Raw genomic sequence first — 20170 nt, 5'->3', positions numbered from 1 at the left:
GAAATGGCTGACCATCTGACCCCGACCACTGTCTTCAAATGCCTGGCCGACGACAATCGGGTGCGCATGATGCTGCTGATCACCCGAGAGGGGGAGTTGTGCGTCTGCGAGCTGACCTGTGCGTTGAACGAGAGTCAGCCCAAAGTCTCCAGGCACTTAGCGCAGTTGCGCACCTGCGGTTTGCTCTCGGACCGTCGGCAAGGTCAATGGGTTTACTACCGACTGCACCCCAATCTTCCTGACTGGGTGCTGCAGGTACTGACCGTGGTACTCGAAACCAACAAGCACTGGTTAAGCCCCGATGCCAAGCGTCTGCAAGCAATGGGGGACCGTCCTGAACGGGTCGCCATTTGTTGTGAGAGCAAAATTGCCTGACGAGCCCCGGTAGGCAATGCCGCTGGTTCGATGATTCCCAAAGCGCCGTCGCGCAGGAAAAGACTATGTTTGATGACTCTATTCCCCAACTCGAAACCGAACTGGCCGATCTTCCGTCGACAGACAAACTCGGTATCGAAACGACATCCAGCCACAAGCCACGCATTTTGCTGCTGTACGGATCGACGCGCGAGCGTTCCTTCAGTCGCCTGCTGGTAGAGGAGGCCGCTCGGTTGTTGGAGCACTTCGGCGCCGAGGCGCGGATTTTCAATCCGTCGGGGCTGCCGCTGCCGGATGACGCGCCGGTCGATCATCCCCGGGTCCAGGAACTGCGCGAGCTGATGCAGTGGTCCGAAGGCCAGGTCTGGTGCTCGCCGGAACGCCACGGGTCCATGAGCGCGGTGTTCAAGGCGCAGATTGATTGGGTGCCGCTGGCCATGGGCGCGGTACGCCCGACCCAGGGCAAAACCCTCGCTGTCATGCAGGTATGCGGTGGCTCGCAGTCATTCAACGTGGTCAATCAGCTGCGGGTGCTGGGACGCTGGATGCGCATGTTCACCATTCCCAACCAATCTTCCGTGCCGAAGGCCTATATGGAGTTTGACGACAGCGGCCGGATGAAGCCTTCGCCGTTCTATGACCGCGTGGTGGATGTGATGGAGGAATTGGTGAAGTTCACGCTGCTGCTTCGCGACCGCCAGGATTACCTGGTCGACCGTTATTCCGAGCGCAAGGAGTCGGCGCAAGAATTGATGAATCGAGTCAATCAGCGCTCCATCTGAGTCAAGCCCAACGCCTGGTTCGACCGGCAGTCGAACTCCATAGACACCAGCCACAGGAGCACAACAACATGACGATCAAAGTGGGTATCAACGGTTTTGGACGTATTGGTCGCCTGGCATTGCGGGCCGCCTGGCATTGGCCGGAGTTCGACTTCGTGCAGATCAACGACCCGGCGGGTGACGCCGCGACCCATGCGCATCTGTTGAACTTCGATTCGGTGCATGGTCGCTGGAATGCAGAGGCTGGCTCCGAGGGCGACAACATCGTCATCGATGGCAAGCGGATCAAGGTCACAGCCAATAAAGCGATTGCCGACACCGATTGGTCGGGCTGCGATCTGGTGATCGAAGCCAGCGGAAAAATGAAGACGGTTGCCGTGCTTCAGGGTTATCTCGACCAGGGTGTGAAGCGCGTGGTGGTCAGCGCCCCGGTGAAGGAAAAAGGTGCACTGAACGTCGTCATGGGCGTCAATCATCAGCTGTTCAAACCCGACGACCATGCCATCGTCACCGCCGCTTCATGCACCACCAACTGTCTGGCGCCAGTGGTGAAAGTCATCCACGAGAAGCTTGGCATACGCCACGGTTCGATCACCACCATTCACGACCTGACCAACACCCAGAGCATCCTCGATCAACCCCACAAGGACCTGCGCCGTGCGCGGGCTTCGGGCATGAGTCTGATTCCCACCAGCACCGGCTCGGCCACCGCCATCGCGGAAATCTTCCCGGAGCTGCGCGGGCGCCTCAATGGTCATGCCGTGCGCGTGCCACTGGCCAACGCTTCGCTGACCGATTGTGTCTTCGAGGTCGAGCGAGCCACCACCGTCGAAGAAGTGAATCAGTTCCTCAAGGACGCTTCCGAGAACGAACTCAAGGACATCCTCGGTTTTGAGGAGCGCCCATTGGTGTCCATCGATTACCGAACCGACCCGCGCTCGTCGATCATTGATGCGCTGTCGACCATGGTCATCAATGGCACCCAGGTCAAACTCTACGCCTGGTACGACAATGAATGGGGCTATGCCAACCGCACCGTGGAACTGGCCCGGATGGTCGGTCGGACAGTCTGAGGAACGGTCATGAAAGCGTTGTCAGCCCTCGCTCCGCAAGTGCGGCAGTACCTGCTCGTCACCGGCAATTACTGGGCCTTCACCCTCACCGATGGCGCCTTGCGCATGTTGGTGGTGCTGCATTTCCATGCGTTGGGCTACAGCCCGCTGCAAATCGCCGCGCTGTTTTTGTTCTACGAAATCTTCGGCGTGATCACCAACCTGGTGGGCGGCTACCTCGGTGCCCGGCTTGGCCTGAACCGAACCATGAATATCGGCCTGGGGATGCAGGTCGTGGCGCTGTTGATGCTGACAGTTCCCTTGGCCTGGTTGACCATCCCCTGGGTGATGGGGGCTCAGGCGCTGTCCGGGATCGCCAAAGACCTGAACAAGATGAGCGCGAAAAGCTCGATCAAGCTGCTGGTTCCCGATGGTCAACAGGGGCAACTGTACAAGTGGGTGGCGATTCTCACCGGCTCCAAGAATGCCCTCAAGGGCGTTGGTTTCTTCCTGGGGGGCGCCTTGCTGGCCCTCATCGGCTTCAAAGGTGCGCTGCTGGCGATGGCCGGCGTACTGGCGTTGATCTGGATCGCCAGCCTGATCCTGTTGAAGAAAGACTTGGGTAAAGCGAAAGCCAAGCCCAGGTTTCGCGACATCCTCTCCAAGAGCCGCGCGATCAACATTTTGTCGGCGGCACGGATGTTCTTGTTCGGTGCCCGCGACGTCTGGTTTGTGGTGGCCCTGCCGGTTTACCTGAGCAGCGTTTTCGGTTGGGACTTCTGGAAGGTCGGCGGTTTCCTCGCGGCCTGGGTGATCGGCTACGGCATCGTGCAGTCTTTTGCGCCCAACATCACTGGCAAGAAACGTGGGCACGTGCCGGATGGTCGCGCGGCGTGTCTGTGGGCAATGGCATTGGCGGGTCTGCCCGTGGCCATTGCGCTAGGACTCGACAGCGGGTTAGCACCACAGACGGTGCTGCTGGGTGGGCTCATGGTCTTTGGAGCGCTGTTCGCGGTGAACTCTTCGTTGCACAGCTACTTGATCGTGTCTTACGCCAAGGAAGACGGCGTGTCGCTGGATGTGGGTTTTTACTACATGTCCAACGCCATGGGACGGCTGATCGGAACGGTGCTTTCTGGCTGGGTTTATCAAGTGTACGGGCTGCAGGCGTGCTTATGGATATCCAGCGCCTTCGTGCTGCTCGCCGCTTTGATTTCCATTGGCTTGCCTCGTCACGCCACTCCGGCGGTCGATCTTTAACCACCTTCAGACTTCGTTAAGAAACGGCCTCGATACTTTCTCCCCATACCCAAGGGAGAACGTTGACCCATGCCCGATTCTGACTGGAACATCCATCTACCGCTGGCTTTCGGCAATGCCGGCCAGCCGGTTCGCCACTTGCACCGGGCTATGCCGGGAGAGCCCCGCCGGGATGAGTTCGAAGCCTTCATCCACCGGCGTTTCCACCAGGCGCACGGCGCCGAGATTCGTCACTTCATGCCCGAACTGTTCGGGCTCGATGATGCCGACGGCAGGCTTTGCGCCGTGGCAGGCGTGCGTCTGGCCGCCCAGGGACCGCTGTTTCTCGAGCATTATCTGGACGATCCCATCGAGCCTTTGATCAAGGCCGATGCAGACTGCGCAGTGGATCGCGCCGGCATTGTCGAAGTTGGCAATCTGGCCGCCAGCGACACCGGCAGCGCTCGCCTGAGCATTATCGCGATCACCTATCTGTTGGCGATGGGCGGGCTGGAGTGGGTGGCGTTCACCGGCAATATCGGCCTGGTCAACAGTTTCCATCGCCTTGGCCTCAAGCCCGTGACCCTGTGTCCGGCCGACCCGCAGCGCCTGGGGGAAGACCGTCACCTCTGGGGCCGCTACTACGAGAGTCAGCCATGGGTTCATGTCGGCAACATCCGTGCGGGCTTCGTTCATCTGCGCGACGCCGGTCTGTTCGATCGCCTGGGGTTCTCACAGACTTACGGGGAGGCGTGCCATGTTGCCTGAAGTGGAGCGTTTCAAACTCACCCTGCGTGAGCATGCCCAACGCAAGGGCTACGCCGTGGCGCTGTGGGGCGATAACTTGCGGCTGGACTACGCCACGCTTTATTCCGAAGTGGTGTACCGCCAGCAACGCCTGCGCGATGAACACATAAAGGTTGTTGCCCTGGCCCTGGATAACGGTGTCGAAGCCATGCTTTGGGACCTGGCGGCTTTGTTCGAAGGTCTGGCCTGCGTCATCCTGCCGGGTTTTTTCAGTCCGGCTCAACGCTTGCACTGCCTGGAGCAGAGCCAGGCGCAGCGGGTGATTGCCGAGCCGGGACTGGCCGCCGAACTCCAGGCCGCCGGTTACCACTACAGCGGCGAGTTCTGGCAAAAAGATTACGCCGGACCGAGCCGCCTGCCGGCGGGCACCGCCAAGCTGACCTTTACCTCGGGCACCACCGGCACGCCAAAAGGTGTCTGCCTGAGTGCCGACAGTCTGCTGCGGGTCGCCCGTGAGCTGGAACAGGCCAGCCGGCCAGTCAACCCAAGGCATCACCTGGCGCTGCTACCCCTGGCGGTGCTACTGGAAAACCTCGGGTGCTACGCGGCGCTGTATGCCGGGGCGATGCTCAGCCTGCCTGGCCAGAAAACCCTTGGCATCCAGGGCGCCAGTGGCGTCGACCCGGCGCGCCTGTTGGCGTGCCTGACCGAGCGCCGGGCGCAGAGTCTGATCCTGGTTCCACAATTGCTGCTTATGCTGGTCACGGCCGCCGAGCAGAAAGCGTTCTACCCACACGCTTTGCGGTTCGCCGCCGTGGGCGGTGCGCGGGTATCCCATGATCTTCTGCAACGAGCCCAGCGTGCTGGCGTGCCGGTATTCGAAGGCTACGGGCTGTCGGAATGCGCTTCGGTGGTGTGCCTCAACCGCCCACAGGCCAACCGCGCCGGCAGTGTCGGTCAGCCGTTGCCCCATGTGCAGGTTCGTCTGGCCGAAGACGGCGAGGTCATGATCAAGGGCTCGACCTTGCTCGGATACCTGGGGGAGCCTCCGCCGCCCGACGACTGGTGGCCCAGCGGCGACTTGGGGGAGTTCGACGCCGACGGGTTCCTGTACCTGCGCGGGCGCAAGAAGCACCAATTCGTCACCAGCTTCGGTCGCAACGTTAACCCTGAATGGGTCGAAGCCGAACTTACCCAAGGCGGCACCATCAGTCAGGCCTTCGTCTATGGCGAAGCCTTGCCGCACAACCATGCATTGCTGTGGCCCACCCGCGCTGACTGCTCTGATCAAGCGCTGGAGCTGGCGGTGAGCAAGGCCAACGAGGCGTTGCCCAATTACGCGCAGGTCCATCACTGGACGCGACTGGCGCACCCCTTCACCGCAGCCAACGGCCTGCTCACCGCCAACGGCCGACCGCGCCGTGAAGCGATTGTCGAGCATTACCGCGGGTTGTTCAGCGAATCCATTCTGTCCGAGGAATATCCGTCATGAGTTTTTTCGACACGTTGCAAGAAGCCACCCATCAGGAACGTCAGACGCTGTTTAATCTGCCGATTATCCGTGACGCCCTCGACGGCCACGTCAGCTTGGCCAGTTACCGGGCGTTTCTGATCCAGGCCTACTACCACGTGCGCCACACCGTACCGTTGATGATGGCTTGCGGTGCACGCCTGCCAGCGCACCTGGAATGGCTGCGCAAGGCCGTGTGCGAGTACATCGACGAGGAATACGGTCATGAGCAATGGGTGCTGGATGACATCGCCGTGTGTGGAGGCGACAAGGATGCGGTGCGTGATGGTCAGCCGTCGCTGCCTATCGAGTTGATGGTCAGTTACCTGTATGACTTGATCGCCCGGGGCAATCCGGTGGGGCTGTTCGGCATGGTCAATGTGCTCGAGGGCACCAGCATCGCTCTGGCGACCCACGCCGCCGACGCCATTCGTGAACACCTGGAACTGCCGCCCACCGCTTTCAGCTATCTCAGCTCCCACGGCTCGCTGGATATCGAGCACATGCAGACCTATCGCGGCCTGATGAACAAGCTGGAGGATCCGGCCGACCAGGCGGCGGTGATCCACGCCTCCAAAGTGGTGTACACGCTCTACACCGAGATGTTCCGGGGCCTGCCCCGTGACGAGGGGGACCAGCATGCGCCTGTGTGACGCCCGGATCGTCTTGACCGGTGCCAGTGGCGGAATTGGCCTGGCCATCGCCCAGGCCCTATGCGCCAGTGGCGCTCGGGTGTTGGCCGTAGCCAGGCATCGCGAAGCGCTGGAACCCTTGATCGAACGCTACCCGCAGCAGTTGTACTGGGTTGGCGCAGACCTGACTGTGCCAGGTGATCGGCGCAAGGTGCTGGCCGCCGCCGAGGCCTTGGGCGGCATCAACCTGCTGATCAATGCCGCCGGTGTTAACCACTTTGCCATGCTCGAACAACTCGAGGACAGTGAGATCGACGCCATGCTGGCGTTGAACATCAGCGCGCCGATCTGTTTGAGCAAACTGTTGCTGCCACTGCTTAAACAGGCCGCCAGCGCCATGGTGGTCAATGTCGGCTCGACCTACGGCTCGATCGGCTACCCAGGCTACGCCAGTTACTGCGCCAGCAAGTTCGCCCTGCGCGGGTTCTCCGAAGCACTGCGCCGGGAGTTGGCGGACACCCGGGTCGGCGTGCTCTACGTGGCGCCCCGGGCTACGCGTACGTCGATGAACAGCCCGGCGGCCCAAGCCCTCAACCAGGCACTCAAGGCCAACGTCGATGATCCGCACGCGGTGGCCTCGGCGGTCATACATGCCATTACCGGCGACCGTCGCGAGCTGTATCTGGGCTGGCCCGAGCGTTTTTTCGTCGGCCTCAACAGCCTGCTGCCAAACCTGGTGGACCGTGGCCTGCGCAAGCAACTGCCACTGGTTCGCCGTCTGAGCCATAAACCTGAGAACGAGCACCTCAAACCATGAAAAAAATTCTGATCTGTTTACTGTTCGGCGCCCTGGCTCAAAGCGCCTGGGCCTTGGATGACGCCGACCAGCAGCGTCTCACAGGCATCCAGCAAAGCTGGGCGCATATCCAATATGAGTTGCCTGAGGGGCAGCGTGCCGATGCCTTTGAAAAACTCGCCGCCCAGGCTTCGGCGTTCAAGCAGCAACGCCAGTCAGTGGCCGAGGCCTGGATCTGGTCGGGCATTGTCAAAAGCAGTTGGGCAGGGGCCGCAGGCGGGATCGGTGCGCTGGGCAAGGTCAAGGACGCCAAGGCTGATCTGGAACAGGCCCTGGCCCTGGATCCCAAAGCCTTGCAAGGCTCGGCCTACACCAGCCTCGGCGCACTCTATGATCGGGTTCCCGGCTGGCCCTTGGGGTTTGGCGACTCGGACAAGGCCGAGCAACTGCTCCAGCAGGCGCTGCAACTGAACCCAAACGGCATTGACAGTCTGTACTTCTGGGGCGATCACCTCTACCGTCAGAAACGCTACGCTGAAGCCCGGGTTGCCCTGCAAAAAGCCTTGCAGGCAGCGCCACGGCCCGGCCGGGAAACCGCTGACGCGGGGCGCCGCAAGGAAATCGAAGCGTTGCTGGTGGATGTGAACAAAAAACTTGGCTGAGAGGAGTGTGCGTGCGCTTATTACTGATCGAGGATGACGTGGCCCTGGGCGAAGGCATCCATCAGGCCCTGAGCCGCGAAGGCTATACCGTAGACTGGTTGAAGGACGGGAGCAGCGCCTTGCACGCACTGCTCAGCGAAACCTTTGACCTGGCTGTGCTTGACCTGGGCCTGCCACGGATGGACGGCCTGCAGGTGTTGCGTCGCTTGCGTGACAGCGGTTCCAACCTGCCGGTGCTGATCCTCACCGCCCGGGACGCCACCGAAGATCGCATTGCCGGGCTCGATGCCGGGGCCGACGACTACTTGATCAAACCCTTCGATCTGGCGGAACTCAAGGCCCGGTTGCGGGCCTTGTTGCGCCGCAGCGCCGGTCGTGCCCAGGCGCTGATCGAGCATGCCGGCATCAGCCTCAATCCGGGGACCCAGCAGGTCAGCTATCAGGGCAACCCGGTGGCGTTGACGCCCAAGGAGTATCAGTTGCTCCATGAATTGCTGTCGCCGCCGGGCCGGGTCATGACGCGCGATCATCTGATGCAATTGCTTTACGGCTGGAACGAGGAGGCCGAGAGCAACACCCTGGAAGTGCATATTCACCACCTGCGCAAGAAATTTTCCACCGACCTGATCCGTACCATTCGTGGCGTCGGGTATCTGGTGGAGGAGCGCCGATGACTTCAATCCGGCGGCGCACCCTCACGCTGATCCTGGGGCTTTTGTTCGTTGGCCTGTTGATCATCACCGTATTCAATCTGCATGACAGCAACCACGAGATCGCTGAAGTCTACGATGCTCAATTGGCCCAGAACGCCCGGCTGTTGCAGGGTGTCATGCGCATGCCCATGGCCAGCAAGGAACATGCGCAGTTGTATCAGGCATTCAATTCGGCCTTGGCGTCGGCGGTTCCCAAAGTCGATGGACATCCCTATGAGAGCAAAATCGCCTTTCAGGTCTGGGATTCAAAAGGTGCGTTGCTGGTTCACACCTCCAGTGCACCGACATTCACCTCACCGCCGATTGCTCCTGGTTTCAGCGACGTGATAGACCAAAAGGACCGTATGTGGCGGGCGTTCGTACTGGATGATACACAGTACGGCCTGAAAATCTGGGTAGGGGAGCGTGATGATGTGCGGTCCGATCTGGTCGATCGTATTGTCCGTCACACGGTGGTGCCTAATCTGATCGGCAGCCTGATTCTTGCCGCCGTGATCTGGTTGGCCATCGGCTGGGGGCTCAAGCCTCTGGTCGACATGGCAGCCAAGTTGCGTGCGCGGCATCCGGGCTCACTGGAGCCTCTGCAATTGGTGCCGCTGCCCAGCGAACTGGAGCCCATGCAAGCGGCGCTCAATCGGGTGCTGGCGCAGATTCAGGAGTTGATGGGCCGTGAAAGGCGTTTTATTGCCGACGCAGCCCATGAGATGCGAACCCCCCTGGCGGTGCTCAGGGTTCATGCGCAGAACCTGATGGAGGCGGGGAATGAGCAGAGCCGGCGTGAGTCCCTGCAACACCTGATCGTCGGAGTGGATCGCACCACGCGCCTGGTCAATCAGTTGCTCACCATGGCACGCCTTGAACCGCAAGCCGGCGTGCCTGCACCCGCTGTGATCGATCTGCCCGCCACGGTGCGTGAAAGTCTGGTTCAGATGACTCCCTGGTTGCTCAGCAAGGGGCTGGAGCTGGTTCTGGACGTCAGTGATGACATCGACCCGGTGAGGATTGATCCGGTGTCCATCGATATTGCCTTGAACAACCTGGTGACCAATGCGGCCAACTTTTCTCCCCCCAACGGCTTGATCACGGTGCGACTGGCCCGACAGGGAGATCATTACGAGCTGGCGGTCGAGGATCAGGGGCCAGGCATAGACGAGGCCGAACGGGACCGGCTTTTTGAACGCTTCTACAGCCGCGGCAACGACCAGGGTGCTGGGTTGGGCTTGACGATCGTGCGGACCATCGCCAATCGGCTTGGCGGGCAGGTCCGGTTGGAGAATCGCCCCGAGGGAGGTCTGCGCGCCACGTTGCAGATGGGCCGTCTTTAACCTTGCTCGTCGCGTGCCGGTAGTGTTTGGGCATCGGATGGACCGACGAGGAAAGCGGCAATTTCGTTGACCGTGCTGCGGGCCGTGCGTGTTACGCCGATCAGCGTAGCGGAGGCCGCACCGGTCCATTCGCCATAGCCGACCAGCCATAGCCTGGGCTCTTGAATCGAATGAGTCCCGTCAACGTCCACGCGTCCTTCAGCGTTGAGCACACCCAGTGGCTCCAGATGCTGCAGGGCGGGGCGGAAGCCGGTGCACCAGATCACCACGTCCACCGCAGACTCGCTCCCGTCGGCCCAGATTACGCCGTTGCGGGTGAAGCGTTCGAAAGGTCGGACTGATTTGAGCGCGTTGCGCGACCGGGCCTCGACAACGGGCGGTACCATGACGATGTCACCCAGCCCACCCACGGGCTGTTCGATGACGCGACCTTCCTGTTGCGCTTTCCAGCGCTGCGTGGCGCGCTCGAACAACACCTGCCCATCCACTTCATCAGGCAGGAACAGGGGTTCAACAGGTGTTACCCATGTGGTTTCGGCAACCCTGGAAACCTCGGCCAGAATCTGCGCCCCTGAATTGCCGCCACCGATGACCAGGACTTTTTTTCCGGTGAACGGCTGCGCTTGGAGGTAGTTTGCCGAGTGCAGCTGTTGACCGGCGAATAATCCCGCGCCGGGGTAGTGGGGGATGAACGGGGTACTCCAGGTGCCGGTGGCGCTGACCACAACCTTGGCGTCCCAATGTCTATCGTGCGTCTTAATCCGCAACCCGGTTTCTGTACGCTCTACAGAAGTGACGCGCACGGGACGCACGATGGGCAATTGATAGCGCTGTTCGTACTGCTTGAGGTAGTCGATCACATGGTCGCGTGATGGGTAGCCATCCTGCGTGGGCGGCATCATCCAGCCTGGGATCGAGCTCCAGGTGGCGGGGGAGAATAGACGCAATGAATTCCAGCCATGGCGCCAGGCACCTCCTGGCCCTTGCTCGGCATCGAGAATGACGAACGAAAGTCGGGTGCGCCGCAGGAAATACGCCACTGCCAAGGCGGATTGGCCTCCACCGACAATCACCACGTCATATTGACTGGCAGTGGCAGGCGAATGAGTCATGACGGTGGTCTCCGATTGAGGTGGGAAAACAAGCCGGTGTAATGGCTGACAGTACCGTCATTTGCAGGCGCGGCAGCACCCGCCTCAGCAGCGTTTGCAGGTCCTGATGCCCAGTAATGTATAGACCGGGCAGAAACGGAAGATCCCCGTCGCCAGCGGCACCAGGCCGATCCAGCCCCACAAGCCGATCACGCCGCTCAGGCTGAGGGCAATGAGGACAAGTCCCGCGGCAATACGCAAGCTACGGTCGATGGTTCCGATATTGGCTTTCATGACGATCTCCCGATCAGTGAGTGCGCCGGTTCTCCAGCGCGGTGAACAACAACATGCCAGCCAGCATGGCCGCCATGAATACGATGATTTGCCAGTGCCCGGTCAGCAGGATCGCCACGGCGGGCCCCGGACAGATACCGGCTATCCCCCAACCGATGCCAAACAGCAGGCTGCCGCCGATCAAGCGTGGGTCCAGCTCACGCTTGACCGGCAATTGCATCGTGTTTCCCAGCACCGAACGGGTCTGGCGGCGGGCCCAGGTCAGTGGGCCGATCGCAACACCAATCGCTGCGAGCATGACCAGGGCCAGGGAGGGGTCCCAAGTGCCGGTCACATCCAGGAACGCCAAGACTTTGCTCGGATTGGCCATGCCCGCCAGGAGCAGACCGAAACCGAACACCAGACCGGCCATGAATGCAGTCAGTTTGAGCATGTTCAACCCTCCAGCACATGACGCAGGACAAAGACCGTGGCGAAACCGCTGAACATGAAACATGCCGTGGCGATCATCGAACGCGGTGAAAGGCGCGACAGGCCACATACGCCGTGGCCGCTGGTACAGCCCGACCCGTAGCGGGTGCCGATGCCCACCAGCAGGCCGGCGACGCTGAGGCCGAGCCAGCCGCTCTGAAACTCAATCTGCGGCAACGCGGTGAACAGGCCCCATACCAGCGGCGCAACGAGCAGCCCCAGCAGAAACAGCGCTTTCTCGCTGATCCCCTCGCCACCACGCTGCAGCAGGCTGCCGAGCAAACCGCTGATGCCGGCGATACGTCCATTGGCGACAACGAAAAGGCTGGCAGCCACACCAATCAACGCACCGCCGGCAAGGGCTGACCAGGGCGTGAAGTTGAGCCAGTCAATGTTCATGAGATTTCTCCGATACAAACCATGTTGAGACTCCACCAGGCGATTAACCCAAGGCTTTTACAACCAATGCCAGGGCCACCAGCGCAGCCAGAATGGCGAAGCCTTTTTGCAGATAGGGCTCCGGCAGCCGGGCGGCGAGCAAGCGGCCGCCGGTCATTCCCAACAATGCGCCAAGGGTAAAAGGTACGGCAATCGCCCATTGCAAATGACCCGCCGCCGAGCTCGCCACCACGCCGGAAATTGAAACCAGGGCAATGACCGTCAGCGACGTGGCGAGCACCGATTGGGTGGTCAGATTGGTGTAGCGCTGGAGTGCCGGGACCATGACAAAACCGCCGCCCACACCCAGCAGGCCGGACAGCGCGCCGGCGACCATGCCGGAGACCGTCAGCGCCCAGGCACAGGGTGCGGTCCAATGGAGCTTGCCGCGGTTTTCGTCCAGTACACAAGGCGGGGGTTTGCGCTTCGACGTGGCTTTGCAATCGGCGCGCGAGGGCAGTGACTTTTGAAAGGCCCGGAAGGCCACGTACATCAATAGAAGGGCAAACAGGAGCGTCAAGGGACGGTTGGGCGTGCGCTGAGCCAGCCAGATCCCCAGTGGAGAGCAGATGATGCCCGCGCCTGCGGTCAGCAGCGCAGCCTTATAGCGTACGGTGCCGTTTCTAAGGCCCATCACCGCACCCAGGGACGCGGCCAAACCCACCGCCATCAAGCCAATGGGCCCGGCTTCGGCCATGCTCAGGCCCGCGCCGAAGACCAGCAGGGGAACCGCCAGGATTCCTCCGCCAGCGCCGGTCAGCGCCAGAATCACACCCACGGTCAGGCCGAGCAGCAAGATGATGATCATCCCTCTCTCCTTGCCTTGAGGTCTGGTTTCATAGATCCGCCAACTCCGGTTTAGCCAGCCACTCATGTCCCTTGAGCATGCCCTTCCAATACAACGGAGGGAGAATCCGCTCCTTGAGTAGCCAGGCCAGCCGCGATGGCCGGGTACCGTCAATCAGCCAGGACGGGAAGCTGGGGGCGACGGTGCCGCCATAGGTGAACTCCGCCAGGACGATCTTGCCCCGTTCGACTGTCAGCGGACAGGAGCCGTAACCGTCGTAATGAGCGTTGCCCTTGGCTTTGCCCATGGCTGCCAGCACGTTATGGGCGACCACGGGCGCCTGCTTGCGAGCGGCCGCGGCGGTCTTGGCATTGCTGGAGTTGGTGGCGTCGCCCAGTGCGTGAATATTCGCCCAGGTTTTATGGCGCAGCGTGTCGGGGTCGACATCAATCCAGCCAGCGGCATCGGCGAGGGGGCTGACGCGGATAAAGTCTGGCGCAATCTGTGGGGGCACCACATGCAGCAGGTCGAAGTCGCGCGTGACAAGCTGGCGTGTGCCATCGGGCTGGGCGCAACTGAAGGTGGCGGTTCGCGCGGGACCGTCAACGCTCGTCAGCGTGCTGCCGAAGTTCAGGTCGATGCCATAGGCGCGGATGTACTCCATCAGGGCCGGCACGTAATCGGGCACGCCGAACAGCACTGCTGCGGCACTACAGAAATCGATCTTGATGTTGCCGAGTACCCCTTCACGCCGCCAGTGGTCGGCAGAGAGATACATGGCTTTTTGCGGCGCCCCGGCACATTTGATCGGCATCGGCGGTTGCGTGAAGATGGCCCGGCCACCGCGTAGTTGCTGCACGCACTCCCAGGTATAGGGGGCGAGGTGATACAGGTAGTTGGATGTAACGCCGTTGCGACCCAATGTCTGCGGCAGACCTTCAATGGCATTCCAGTTGAGTTTCAGGCCAGGGCACACGATCAGTTGTTGATACTTGACGACTCTGCACCCATCGAGAATGAGCGCATTTTTCTCGGGTTCAAAAGCGGCCACGGCGGCTTTGATCCAGTGGACGCCGCGAGGAATGGTCGAGCCCATCGTATGGGCGGTCCGGGGGGCATCGAAGACACCGCAACCGACCAGCGTCCAGCCGGGCTGGTAATAATGCACATCTGCCGGGTCAATGATGGCGATGTCGAGCCCCGGTTCCCTGGCCAATAAGCTGGATGCCGCCGCAATGCCCGCTGCGCCGCCCCCGATAATGACCACCGCATGTTCGGCCTCGGCCACTTCGATCGGGGTCTGCCCCTTGTTTGCAATCCGGCGGATAACGCCTTTCATGTCAAACCCGGCATCTTTGGCTGTTTCGACGATCTGCGGCAGAGGAAGCAGGTTCGCTTGTGACAGCGCCCACATGGTTGTCGAGCGCATGCCGGAGCGGCAATACGCCAACACCGGTTTTGGCAGCGATTCAAATAGCCGGCCGAAGGCAACGCCTTGCTCGTCGGTGACCTTGCCCGATTCCGCGGGCAGATAGTGAGCTTCAATGCCCATCGCTTCAGCCGCGCGCTTGATTTCGGCAAACAAGGGTTGATCGCTGCCTTCGCCATCCGGGCGATTACACACGATGGCGCGAAAGCCGGTGTTTTTCAGTTCCGTCAATTGATCGGGGAAAATCTGCTCTGATACCGCTAAGCCTGGCGCAAGGTGGCGGATGTCCATGGTGGTCTCCGTGATGGGATTTTCTTATAGGGGAGGGGACGTCAGAGCACGTTGAGCGGGATCTTCAGATAGCGTGTGCCGTTCGATTCCGGCTCAGGAAAGTGTCCGGCGCGCATGTTCACCTGAACCGATGGCAGGATCAGCGTCGGCATTTCCAACGTGCTGTCACGCTTGGTGCGCATGGCCACGAACTCTTCTTCACTGATGCCGTTGCGCACATGGATATTGTCGGCGCGCTGCTCGGCAACGGTACTGGCGAACAGTACCTCGCGGCCGTCGGGCTGGTAGTCGTGGCACATGTACAGCACCGTATCGGCCGGCAGGCTCAGTACCTTGTTGATGGACCGGAACAAGGTGCGGGCATCGCCACCAGGAAAATCACAGCGCGCCGTACCGTAGTCGGGCATGAACAGGGTGTCGCCGACGAATGCCACCGTTTGCCTGGCGTCGCTGACGACGTACGTCATGCAGGCGGGTGTATGGCCCGGCGTATGCAGTGCGCGGCATTGCAGCGAACCGATGGAGAACGTGTAGTCATTGACGAACAGATGATCGAACTGACTTCCATCCTGGGCCATGTCATCACCGGTATTGAACAGCGTGCCAAAGGCTTGCTGCACGGTGGTGATGCGACTGCCGATGCCGATCTTGCCTCCCAGCTTTTCTTTGAGGTAAGGCGCTGCCGTGAGGTGGTCGGCGTGGACATGGGTTTCAAGAATCCATTGAACCTTGGCGTCCAGCTCGGCCACCCTGGCGATCAACGTGTCGGCAGACGTCGTCGTGGTATGGCCGGACTTGGGATCGTAATCCAGTACGCTGTCCACGAGTGCGCAGTGGCGGGTCGCCTGATCAAGCACGATATAACTGACAGTATGAGTATCGGGATCGAAAAATCCTTCGACGTGCAGTGTAGCGGTCATGATCGGTCTCCTGGTCTTGTTGCCGACTGGTTTAACCTGACATAGCAATAAGTCTGCCATGCACCGAGTGAGCGAAAAATCAAAACTATCTATCTGAATTTGTTGTGTTTATTTTTGTAGGTGGGATGCGGCATTTTCACGCACACGAATAAACAACTGCCATTGGCAGTGTTTGTTGGCATAGTGGCAGTGTCGCTTGCGTCCGGATGAATCCACAGGAACCCCGATGAGCACTATCCTGCCTACCCCGAACAATTCGATCCCCCCGCCGGACCAGGTGCAGTCTCTGGTTTCGTTTCTCGAGCACGAGCCGCAGCCGATGATCGTGCTGGACCCGGACTACAACATTCTGGCGGCGAACACCGCCTATCGGCGCCAGTTCGGCAGTGCCGATCAACCGTTTATTGGTCATAAGTGCTATCGGATTTCCCACCATTACGATGTGCCTTGCGATCAGGCGGGGGAGAACTGCCCGATGAAGAAGGCCAGGGAAATGCGCGGCCCGGATCGGGTCCTGCACATTCACCACACCCCCCGCGGGCCTGAACATGTCGACGTGGAACTGCGGCCGATCCTCAATGACCATGGCGACATAACCGCGTATGTGGAGCGCCTTACCCTGGTACGCAGCGCCTCAGCACGGCCCAGCAACGAGGGCCTGGTGGGCAGCTCTCCGGCGTTCAACCGTGCACTGTCGGAACTGCAGCGGGTCGCGCCGTCCATGTTGCCGGTGCTGCTGCTGGGAGAGTCGGGGACGGGTAAGGAACTGTTTGCCCGTGCGGTCCATGAAACCAGCGAGCGGGCCAACGGGCCCTTTGTGGTAGTGGATTGTTCCGGGTTGACTGAAACGCTGTTTGAAAGCGAACTGTTCGGCCACGAGAAAGGCGCGTTCACCGGGGCCACCCTGCGCAAGCAGGGCCTGGTCGAAACAGCCCAGGGCGGTACGCTGTTTCTTGATGAAATCGGCGACGTTCCCCTGGCCATGCAGGTGAAACTGCTCAGGCTGATTGAGTCGGGAACCTATCGCCGTGTTGGCGGCGTGGAAACCTTGCATGCCGATTTCCGATTGGTTGCCGCCACCCATAAGCCCTTGGAACAGATGATGGCCCAGGGTGAGTTCAGGCAAGACCTGTACTACCGCATCAGCGTATTTCCCATTCATTTACCGCCTCTGCGCAATCGCATGGAGGACATCGCGCTGCTGGTCAATTCGTTATTGCAACGTTCCGGTACGGGCAAGCGCCGGCTGACCATCGACGCCGATGCCTTGATGCAACTGCAGCGATACTCCTGGCCGGGCAATATCCGCGAGCTTCGTAATGTGCTGGAAAGAGCCAGCCTGTTTGCCGATGACGGGGTCATTCATTCCGTGCATTTACCCCAGGTCCCCGATGCGACAGCCCAACGACTGGCTAACCCGGCTGTTGCTGATGGCCACTCGTTGGCCCAGATCCTGTCTGCGTTCAAAGGGACCCGCAGTGAGCTGGCCCGGCACTTGGGTATCAGCGAACGGACTTTGTACCGGCGCTTGAAAGAGCAGGGTTTGGCCTGATCAGCCGCTATGACACCTGACTGCCAATCACTGCCGTCATGGCAGATTGGCAGGCTCTGAGGTTGGCGCAAAATCCCCCTTCTCCCAGGTTACGTTCCTAATCGGCTGTTATTTAACGATAAAAACCTGACCCTGAGCCTTGGCATGGCGCGTGCTAACTGCACCGACATGACTATTTCCGACAAACGACTGCGCCGTCATCTGCTCACAGCAGTGCTTATCAAGCTGCTCGTGCTGGCAGTGCTGTGGTGGCTATTCATCCAGGATTTCCACGTCAGCGTCGATTCCAACGCGGTCGGCAACCGTTTCGGTGTACCCACCTCGGCTCAAGGGGCAAGCAAGTGATCTCAGAACAACTGGTGGATTTGTCGCGGCTGCAGTTCGCAGCCACGGCGCTTTATCACTTCCTTTTCGTACCGCTCACCGTTGGCATGGTGTGGCTGCTGGTCATCATGGAAAGCGTCTATGTGATGACCGGTAAGGTCATCTGGAAAGACATGACGCGCTTCTGGGGCAAGCTATTTGGCATCAACTTCGCGCTGGGGGTGACCACCGGGATCACCCTGGAATTTCAGTTCGGCACCAACTGGGCCTACTACTCGCACTATGTCGGTGACATCTTCGGTGCACCGCTGGCAATCGAAGGCTTGATGGCGTTCTTCCTCGAATCGACCATGATCGGGCTGTTCTTTTTTGGTTGGGACCGTCTCAAGAGACAGCATCACTTGCTGGTCACGCTGTTGATGGCAATCGGCACAAACCTGTCGGCGCTGTGGATCCTGATCGCCAATGGCTGGATGCAGAACCCGGTGGGCTCAGAGTTCAGCTACATCACCATGCGCATGGAAATGGTCGATTTCTGGACGGTGGTGTTCAATCCGGTGGCCCAGGCCAAGTTTGTCCATACGGTTTCGGCCGGGTATGTCACCGGTTCGATGTTTGTGCTGTCGATCTCCAGTTGGTATTTACTCAAAAATCGTGATGTCGAGTTTGCCAAACGTAGCTTTCGGGTCGCCGCAGCGTTCGGCCTGGCCTCTGTGCTGAGCGTCATCGTACTGGGCGATGAGTCCGGTTACACGGTGGGGGAGGCGCAGCAGACCAAGCTGGCGGCCATGGAGGCCATGTGGGAAACAAAGCCCGCGCCGGCTGGCCTGACGCTGATCGCGAGCATCGATGAAGCTCAATCCCGAAATAATTGGGAGGTCGAGGTGCCATGGTTGATGGGCCTGATCGGGACCCGCTCGGTCAGCCAGCAGATTCCCGGCATTCATGAGATCAAGGAAAAGAACCGCGCCCGAATCATCCGCGGTATTAGCGCAGTCAATGCGCTGGAAGCACTGAGAGCCAATCGCAGCGATCCGGCGGCGTTCAAGACGTTCGAAGAATACAAAGCTGATCTGGGCTTCGGGTTGCTGCTCAAGCGCTATGTCGAGGACGTCAACCAAGCCACACCGGCCATGATCGAAACCGCGGTGAACGATACGGTTCCGCGCGTGACGCCTATGTTTTGGGCGTTCCGGATCATGGTCGGCCTGGGTTTTGCGATGCTGATGCTCTTTGCACTGGCATTCTGGAGCACGCTGAAGTCGAACCGCACCCGCCACCGAGGGTTGTTGCGTTGGGCACTCTACATGCTGCCGGCGCCCTGGATCGCCTGTGAACTGGGCTGGTTTGTCGCCGAATACGGCCGTCAGCCCTGGACGATCTACGGCGTATTACCGACCCACATGAGCGTGTCCACGCTCAGCGTCAACAACCTGTATGGCTCGCTGGCCGGGTTCATCGTTTTCTACACCGTGTTGCTGGTGGTGGAAATGTTCCTGATGGTCAAGTTCGCCCGCCAAGGGCCTGGCAGCCTCGGTACAGGCCGTTATGTTCACGACGCTCATCTGAAGGAGCTTCACCATGCTTGATTACTTCACCCTGAAAATAATCTGGTGGGCGTTGGTCGGCGTCCTGCTGATCGGTTTTGCGATCATGGATGGTCATGACATGGGCGTCGGCACGCTGCTGCCATTCGTTGGCCGCAATGACCTGGAGCGGCGCGTTGTCATCAATACCGTCGGGCCGCATTGGGATGGTAATCAGGTCTGGTTCATCACCGCTGGCGGCGCCTTGTTCGCGGCCTGGCCTGTGGTCTACGCCACTGCCTTCAGTGGTTTCTACTGGGCGATGATTCTGGTGCTCTGGGCGTTGTTCTTCCGCCCGGTGGGGTTTGACTACCGTAGCAAGATCCACAACGCCACTTGGCGCAGCACCTGGGATTGGGGGCTCTTTATCGGAGGGGCGGTGCCTCCGCTGGTGTTCGGGATTGCGTTTGGCAACTTGCTGCTGGGCGTGCCGTTTCACTTCAATGACTATCTGGTGTCTACCTACACCGGCAGTTTCTGGCAACTGCTCAATCCTTTCGCGCTGCTGTCCGGTGTTGTGAGCAGTGCAATGATCACCCTGCAGGGCGGCACTTATCTGGCCCATCGCACTGAGGGGATTATCCAGTCCCGGGCAGTAAAAGGTGCAGTGGCGGCGGCGATTGTGCTGGTGTGCTCATTCATCGTGGCCGGCATCTGGCTGCAATGGATTGACGGCTACCGCATCACCTCGCTCGTTGATACCGCGGCGCTGCCGGACATCCTCAGCAAGACTGTGGTACGTGAACCTGGCGCCTGGATGGCCAACTACGAACGCTATCCATTGCTTTGGCTGCTGCCCGTCCTTGGATTGGGCGGGGCTGTAGCTGCCGTGTTCTTGTTGATGGTGCGCCGCACGCTGTCGGCGTTTGTCGCCTCATCGCTTGCGGTGATTGGCGTGATCAGCACGGCGGGCGTCTCAATGTTTCCGTTCATCATGCCTTCCTCAACCATGCCTGCGGCAAGCCTGACGGTGTGGGACAGCGTCTCCAGCCACCTGAGCTTGGCGATCATGTTCTGGGCCACGTTGATCTTCATGCCTCTGATCGTGATTTATACCTCTTGGGCGTATCGCGTCATGAGCGGAAAAGTCACCGTTGCCCAGATCAAAGCCAACGAGCATTCGGCCTACTAGTGCCGGCAAAGGAGCAAAGAAT

22 protein-coding genes are annotated in these 20170 nt (G+C 60.3%); 15 read left to right on the top strand and 7 right to left on the bottom strand.

What is annotated here, in order from left to right; genetic code table 11:
• Positions 1–3 precede the first annotated feature (3 nt).
• From CRX69_RS21255 to CRX69_RS21205, 11 genes are all read left to right on the top strand, one after another.
• On the top strand, positions 4–375 hold the full coding sequence (locus tag CRX69_RS21255) for a metalloregulator ArsR/SmtB family transcription factor (RefSeq protein ID WP_107322793.1): 372 nt from the start codon (positions 4–6) through the stop codon (positions 373–375).
• A 65-nt stretch (positions 376–440) separates the two neighbouring features.
• Positions 441–1157, top strand: coding sequence for an arsenical resistance protein ArsH (gene arsH / locus CRX69_RS21250; RefSeq protein WP_047225647.1), 717 nt, complete (start codon positions 441–443; stop codon positions 1155–1157).
• Between the two features lie 68 nt (positions 1158–1225).
• Positions 1226–2230: an ArsJ-associated glyceraldehyde-3-phosphate dehydrogenase gene (locus CRX69_RS21245; protein ID WP_076384302.1), complete on the top strand. Its 1005-nt coding sequence runs from the start codon at positions 1226–1228 to the stop codon at positions 2228–2230.
• 9 nt (positions 2231–2239) lie between these two features.
• Complete coding sequence (gene arsJ, locus CRX69_RS21240; protein WP_107322792.1) at positions 2240–3469, top strand: organoarsenical effux MFS transporter ArsJ; 1230 nt, start codon at positions 2240–2242, stop codon at positions 3467–3469.
• 69 nt (positions 3470–3538) lie between these two features.
• Positions 3539–4216: a thermostable hemolysin gene (locus CRX69_RS21235; protein ID WP_047225650.1), complete on the top strand. Its 678-nt coding sequence runs from the start codon at positions 3539–3541 to the stop codon at positions 4214–4216.
• A complete protein-coding gene (locus CRX69_RS21230) occupies positions 4206–5687 on the top strand; it encodes an AMP-binding protein (protein ID WP_107322791.1) in 1482 nt (493 codons plus the stop codon). Before CRX69_RS21235 ends, CRX69_RS21230 begins: the two co-directional genes overlap by 11 nt.
• On the top strand, positions 5684–6358 hold the full coding sequence (locus CRX69_RS21225) for an iron-containing redox enzyme family protein (protein ID WP_107322790.1): 675 nt from the start codon (positions 5684–5686) through the stop codon (positions 6356–6358). The genes CRX69_RS21230 and CRX69_RS21225 overlap by 4 nt, the downstream gene beginning before the upstream one ends.
• On the top strand, positions 6345–7154 hold the full coding sequence (locus tag CRX69_RS21220) for an SDR family oxidoreductase (RefSeq protein WP_047225653.1): 810 nt from the start codon (positions 6345–6347) through the stop codon (positions 7152–7154). Before CRX69_RS21225 ends, CRX69_RS21220 begins: the two co-directional genes overlap by 14 nt.
• Entirely contained in the window at positions 7151–7795 is a 645-nt protein-coding gene (locus tag CRX69_RS21215; protein ID WP_076384310.1) for a tetratricopeptide repeat protein, read from the top strand. Before CRX69_RS21220 ends, CRX69_RS21215 begins: the two co-directional genes overlap by 4 nt.
• An 11-nt stretch (positions 7796–7806) precedes the next feature.
• A complete protein-coding gene (locus CRX69_RS21210; protein WP_047225655.1) occupies positions 7807–8469 on the top strand; it encodes a response regulator in 663 nt (220 codons plus the stop codon).
• Complete coding sequence (locus tag CRX69_RS21205) at positions 8466–9833, top strand: sensor histidine kinase (protein WP_047225656.1); 1368 nt, start codon at positions 8466–8468, stop codon at positions 9831–9833. Before CRX69_RS21210 ends, CRX69_RS21205 begins: the two co-directional genes overlap by 4 nt.
• On the opposite strand, the gene CRX69_RS21200 is transcribed toward CRX69_RS21205, so the two are convergent.
• From CRX69_RS21200 to CRX69_RS21170, 7 genes are all read right to left on the bottom strand, one after another.
• Entirely contained in the window at positions 9830–10945 is a 1116-nt protein-coding gene (locus CRX69_RS21200) for an ArsO family NAD(P)H-dependent flavin-containing monooxygenase (RefSeq protein ID WP_107322789.1), read from the bottom strand. The genes CRX69_RS21205 and CRX69_RS21200 overlap by 4 nt on opposite strands.
• An 84-nt stretch (positions 10946–11029) precedes the next feature.
• The gene (locus CRX69_RS21195) at positions 11030–11218 is read right to left on the bottom strand and encodes a YgaP family membrane protein (RefSeq protein ID WP_047225658.1); all 189 of its coding nucleotides are present in this window, start codon (positions 11216–11218) and stop codon (positions 11030–11032) included.
• 13 nt (positions 11219–11231) lie between these two features.
• Positions 11232–11651 carry a DUF6691 family protein gene (locus tag CRX69_RS21190; protein ID WP_107322788.1) on the bottom strand — a complete coding sequence of 140 codons (420 nt, stop codon included), beginning with the start codon at positions 11649–11651 and terminating at the stop codon, positions 11232–11234.
• A 2-nt stretch (positions 11652–11653) separates the two neighbouring features.
• On the bottom strand, positions 11654–12088 hold the full coding sequence (locus CRX69_RS21185; protein WP_107322787.1) for a YeeE/YedE family protein: 435 nt from the start codon (positions 12086–12088) through the stop codon (positions 11654–11656).
• Between the two features lie 43 nt (positions 12089–12131).
• Positions 12132–12935 (bottom strand): sulfite exporter TauE/SafE family protein, encoded by an 804-nt coding sequence (locus CRX69_RS21180; protein ID WP_107322786.1) that lies wholly within the window; start codon positions 12933–12935, stop codon positions 12132–12134.
• Between the two features lie 28 nt (positions 12936–12963).
• The gene (locus tag CRX69_RS21175; RefSeq protein WP_107322785.1) at positions 12964–14634 is read right to left on the bottom strand and encodes a bifunctional protein tyrosine phosphatase family protein/NAD(P)/FAD-dependent oxidoreductase; all 1671 of its coding nucleotides are present in this window, start codon (positions 14632–14634) and stop codon (positions 12964–12966) included.
• A 41-nt stretch (positions 14635–14675) separates the two neighbouring features.
• Positions 14676–15554, bottom strand: coding sequence for an MBL fold metallo-hydrolase (locus CRX69_RS21170; RefSeq protein ID WP_047225663.1), 879 nt, complete (start codon positions 15552–15554; stop codon positions 14676–14678).
• Positions 15555–15780: 226 nt separating this feature from the next.
• On the opposite strand from CRX69_RS21170, the gene CRX69_RS21165 reads away from it, so the two are divergent.
• From CRX69_RS21165 to cydB, 4 genes are all read left to right on the top strand, one after another.
• Entirely contained in the window at positions 15781–17106 is a 1326-nt protein-coding gene (locus CRX69_RS21165; RefSeq protein ID WP_047225664.1) for a sigma-54 interaction domain-containing protein, read from the top strand.
• Positions 17107–17250: 144 nt separating this feature from the next.
• Positions 17251–17451: a cytochrome oxidase putative small subunit CydP gene (gene cydP, locus CRX69_RS21160; RefSeq protein ID WP_052915280.1), complete on the top strand. Its 201-nt coding sequence runs from the start codon at positions 17251–17253 to the stop codon at positions 17449–17451.
• The gene (locus tag CRX69_RS21155) at positions 17448–19019 is read left to right on the top strand and encodes a cytochrome ubiquinol oxidase subunit I (protein ID WP_107322784.1); all 1572 of its coding nucleotides are present in this window, start codon (positions 17448–17450) and stop codon (positions 19017–19019) included. Before cydP ends, CRX69_RS21155 begins: the two co-directional genes overlap by 4 nt.
• Positions 19012–20148 carry a cytochrome d ubiquinol oxidase subunit II gene (gene cydB / locus CRX69_RS21150; RefSeq protein WP_107322783.1) on the top strand — a complete coding sequence of 379 codons (1137 nt, stop codon included), beginning with the start codon at positions 19012–19014 and terminating at the stop codon, positions 20146–20148. Before CRX69_RS21155 ends, cydB begins: the two co-directional genes overlap by 8 nt.
• Positions 20149–20170: the final 22 nt, after the last annotated feature.

It is taken from the genome of Pseudomonas rhizophila, from assembly GCF_003033885.1.
GTDB lineage: Bacteria > Pseudomonadota > Gammaproteobacteria > Pseudomonadales > Pseudomonadaceae > Aquipseudomonas > Aquipseudomonas rhizophila.
Note: the sequence above shows the minus strand (reverse complement) of the source record. Positions and strands in the feature narration are given on the sequence as shown.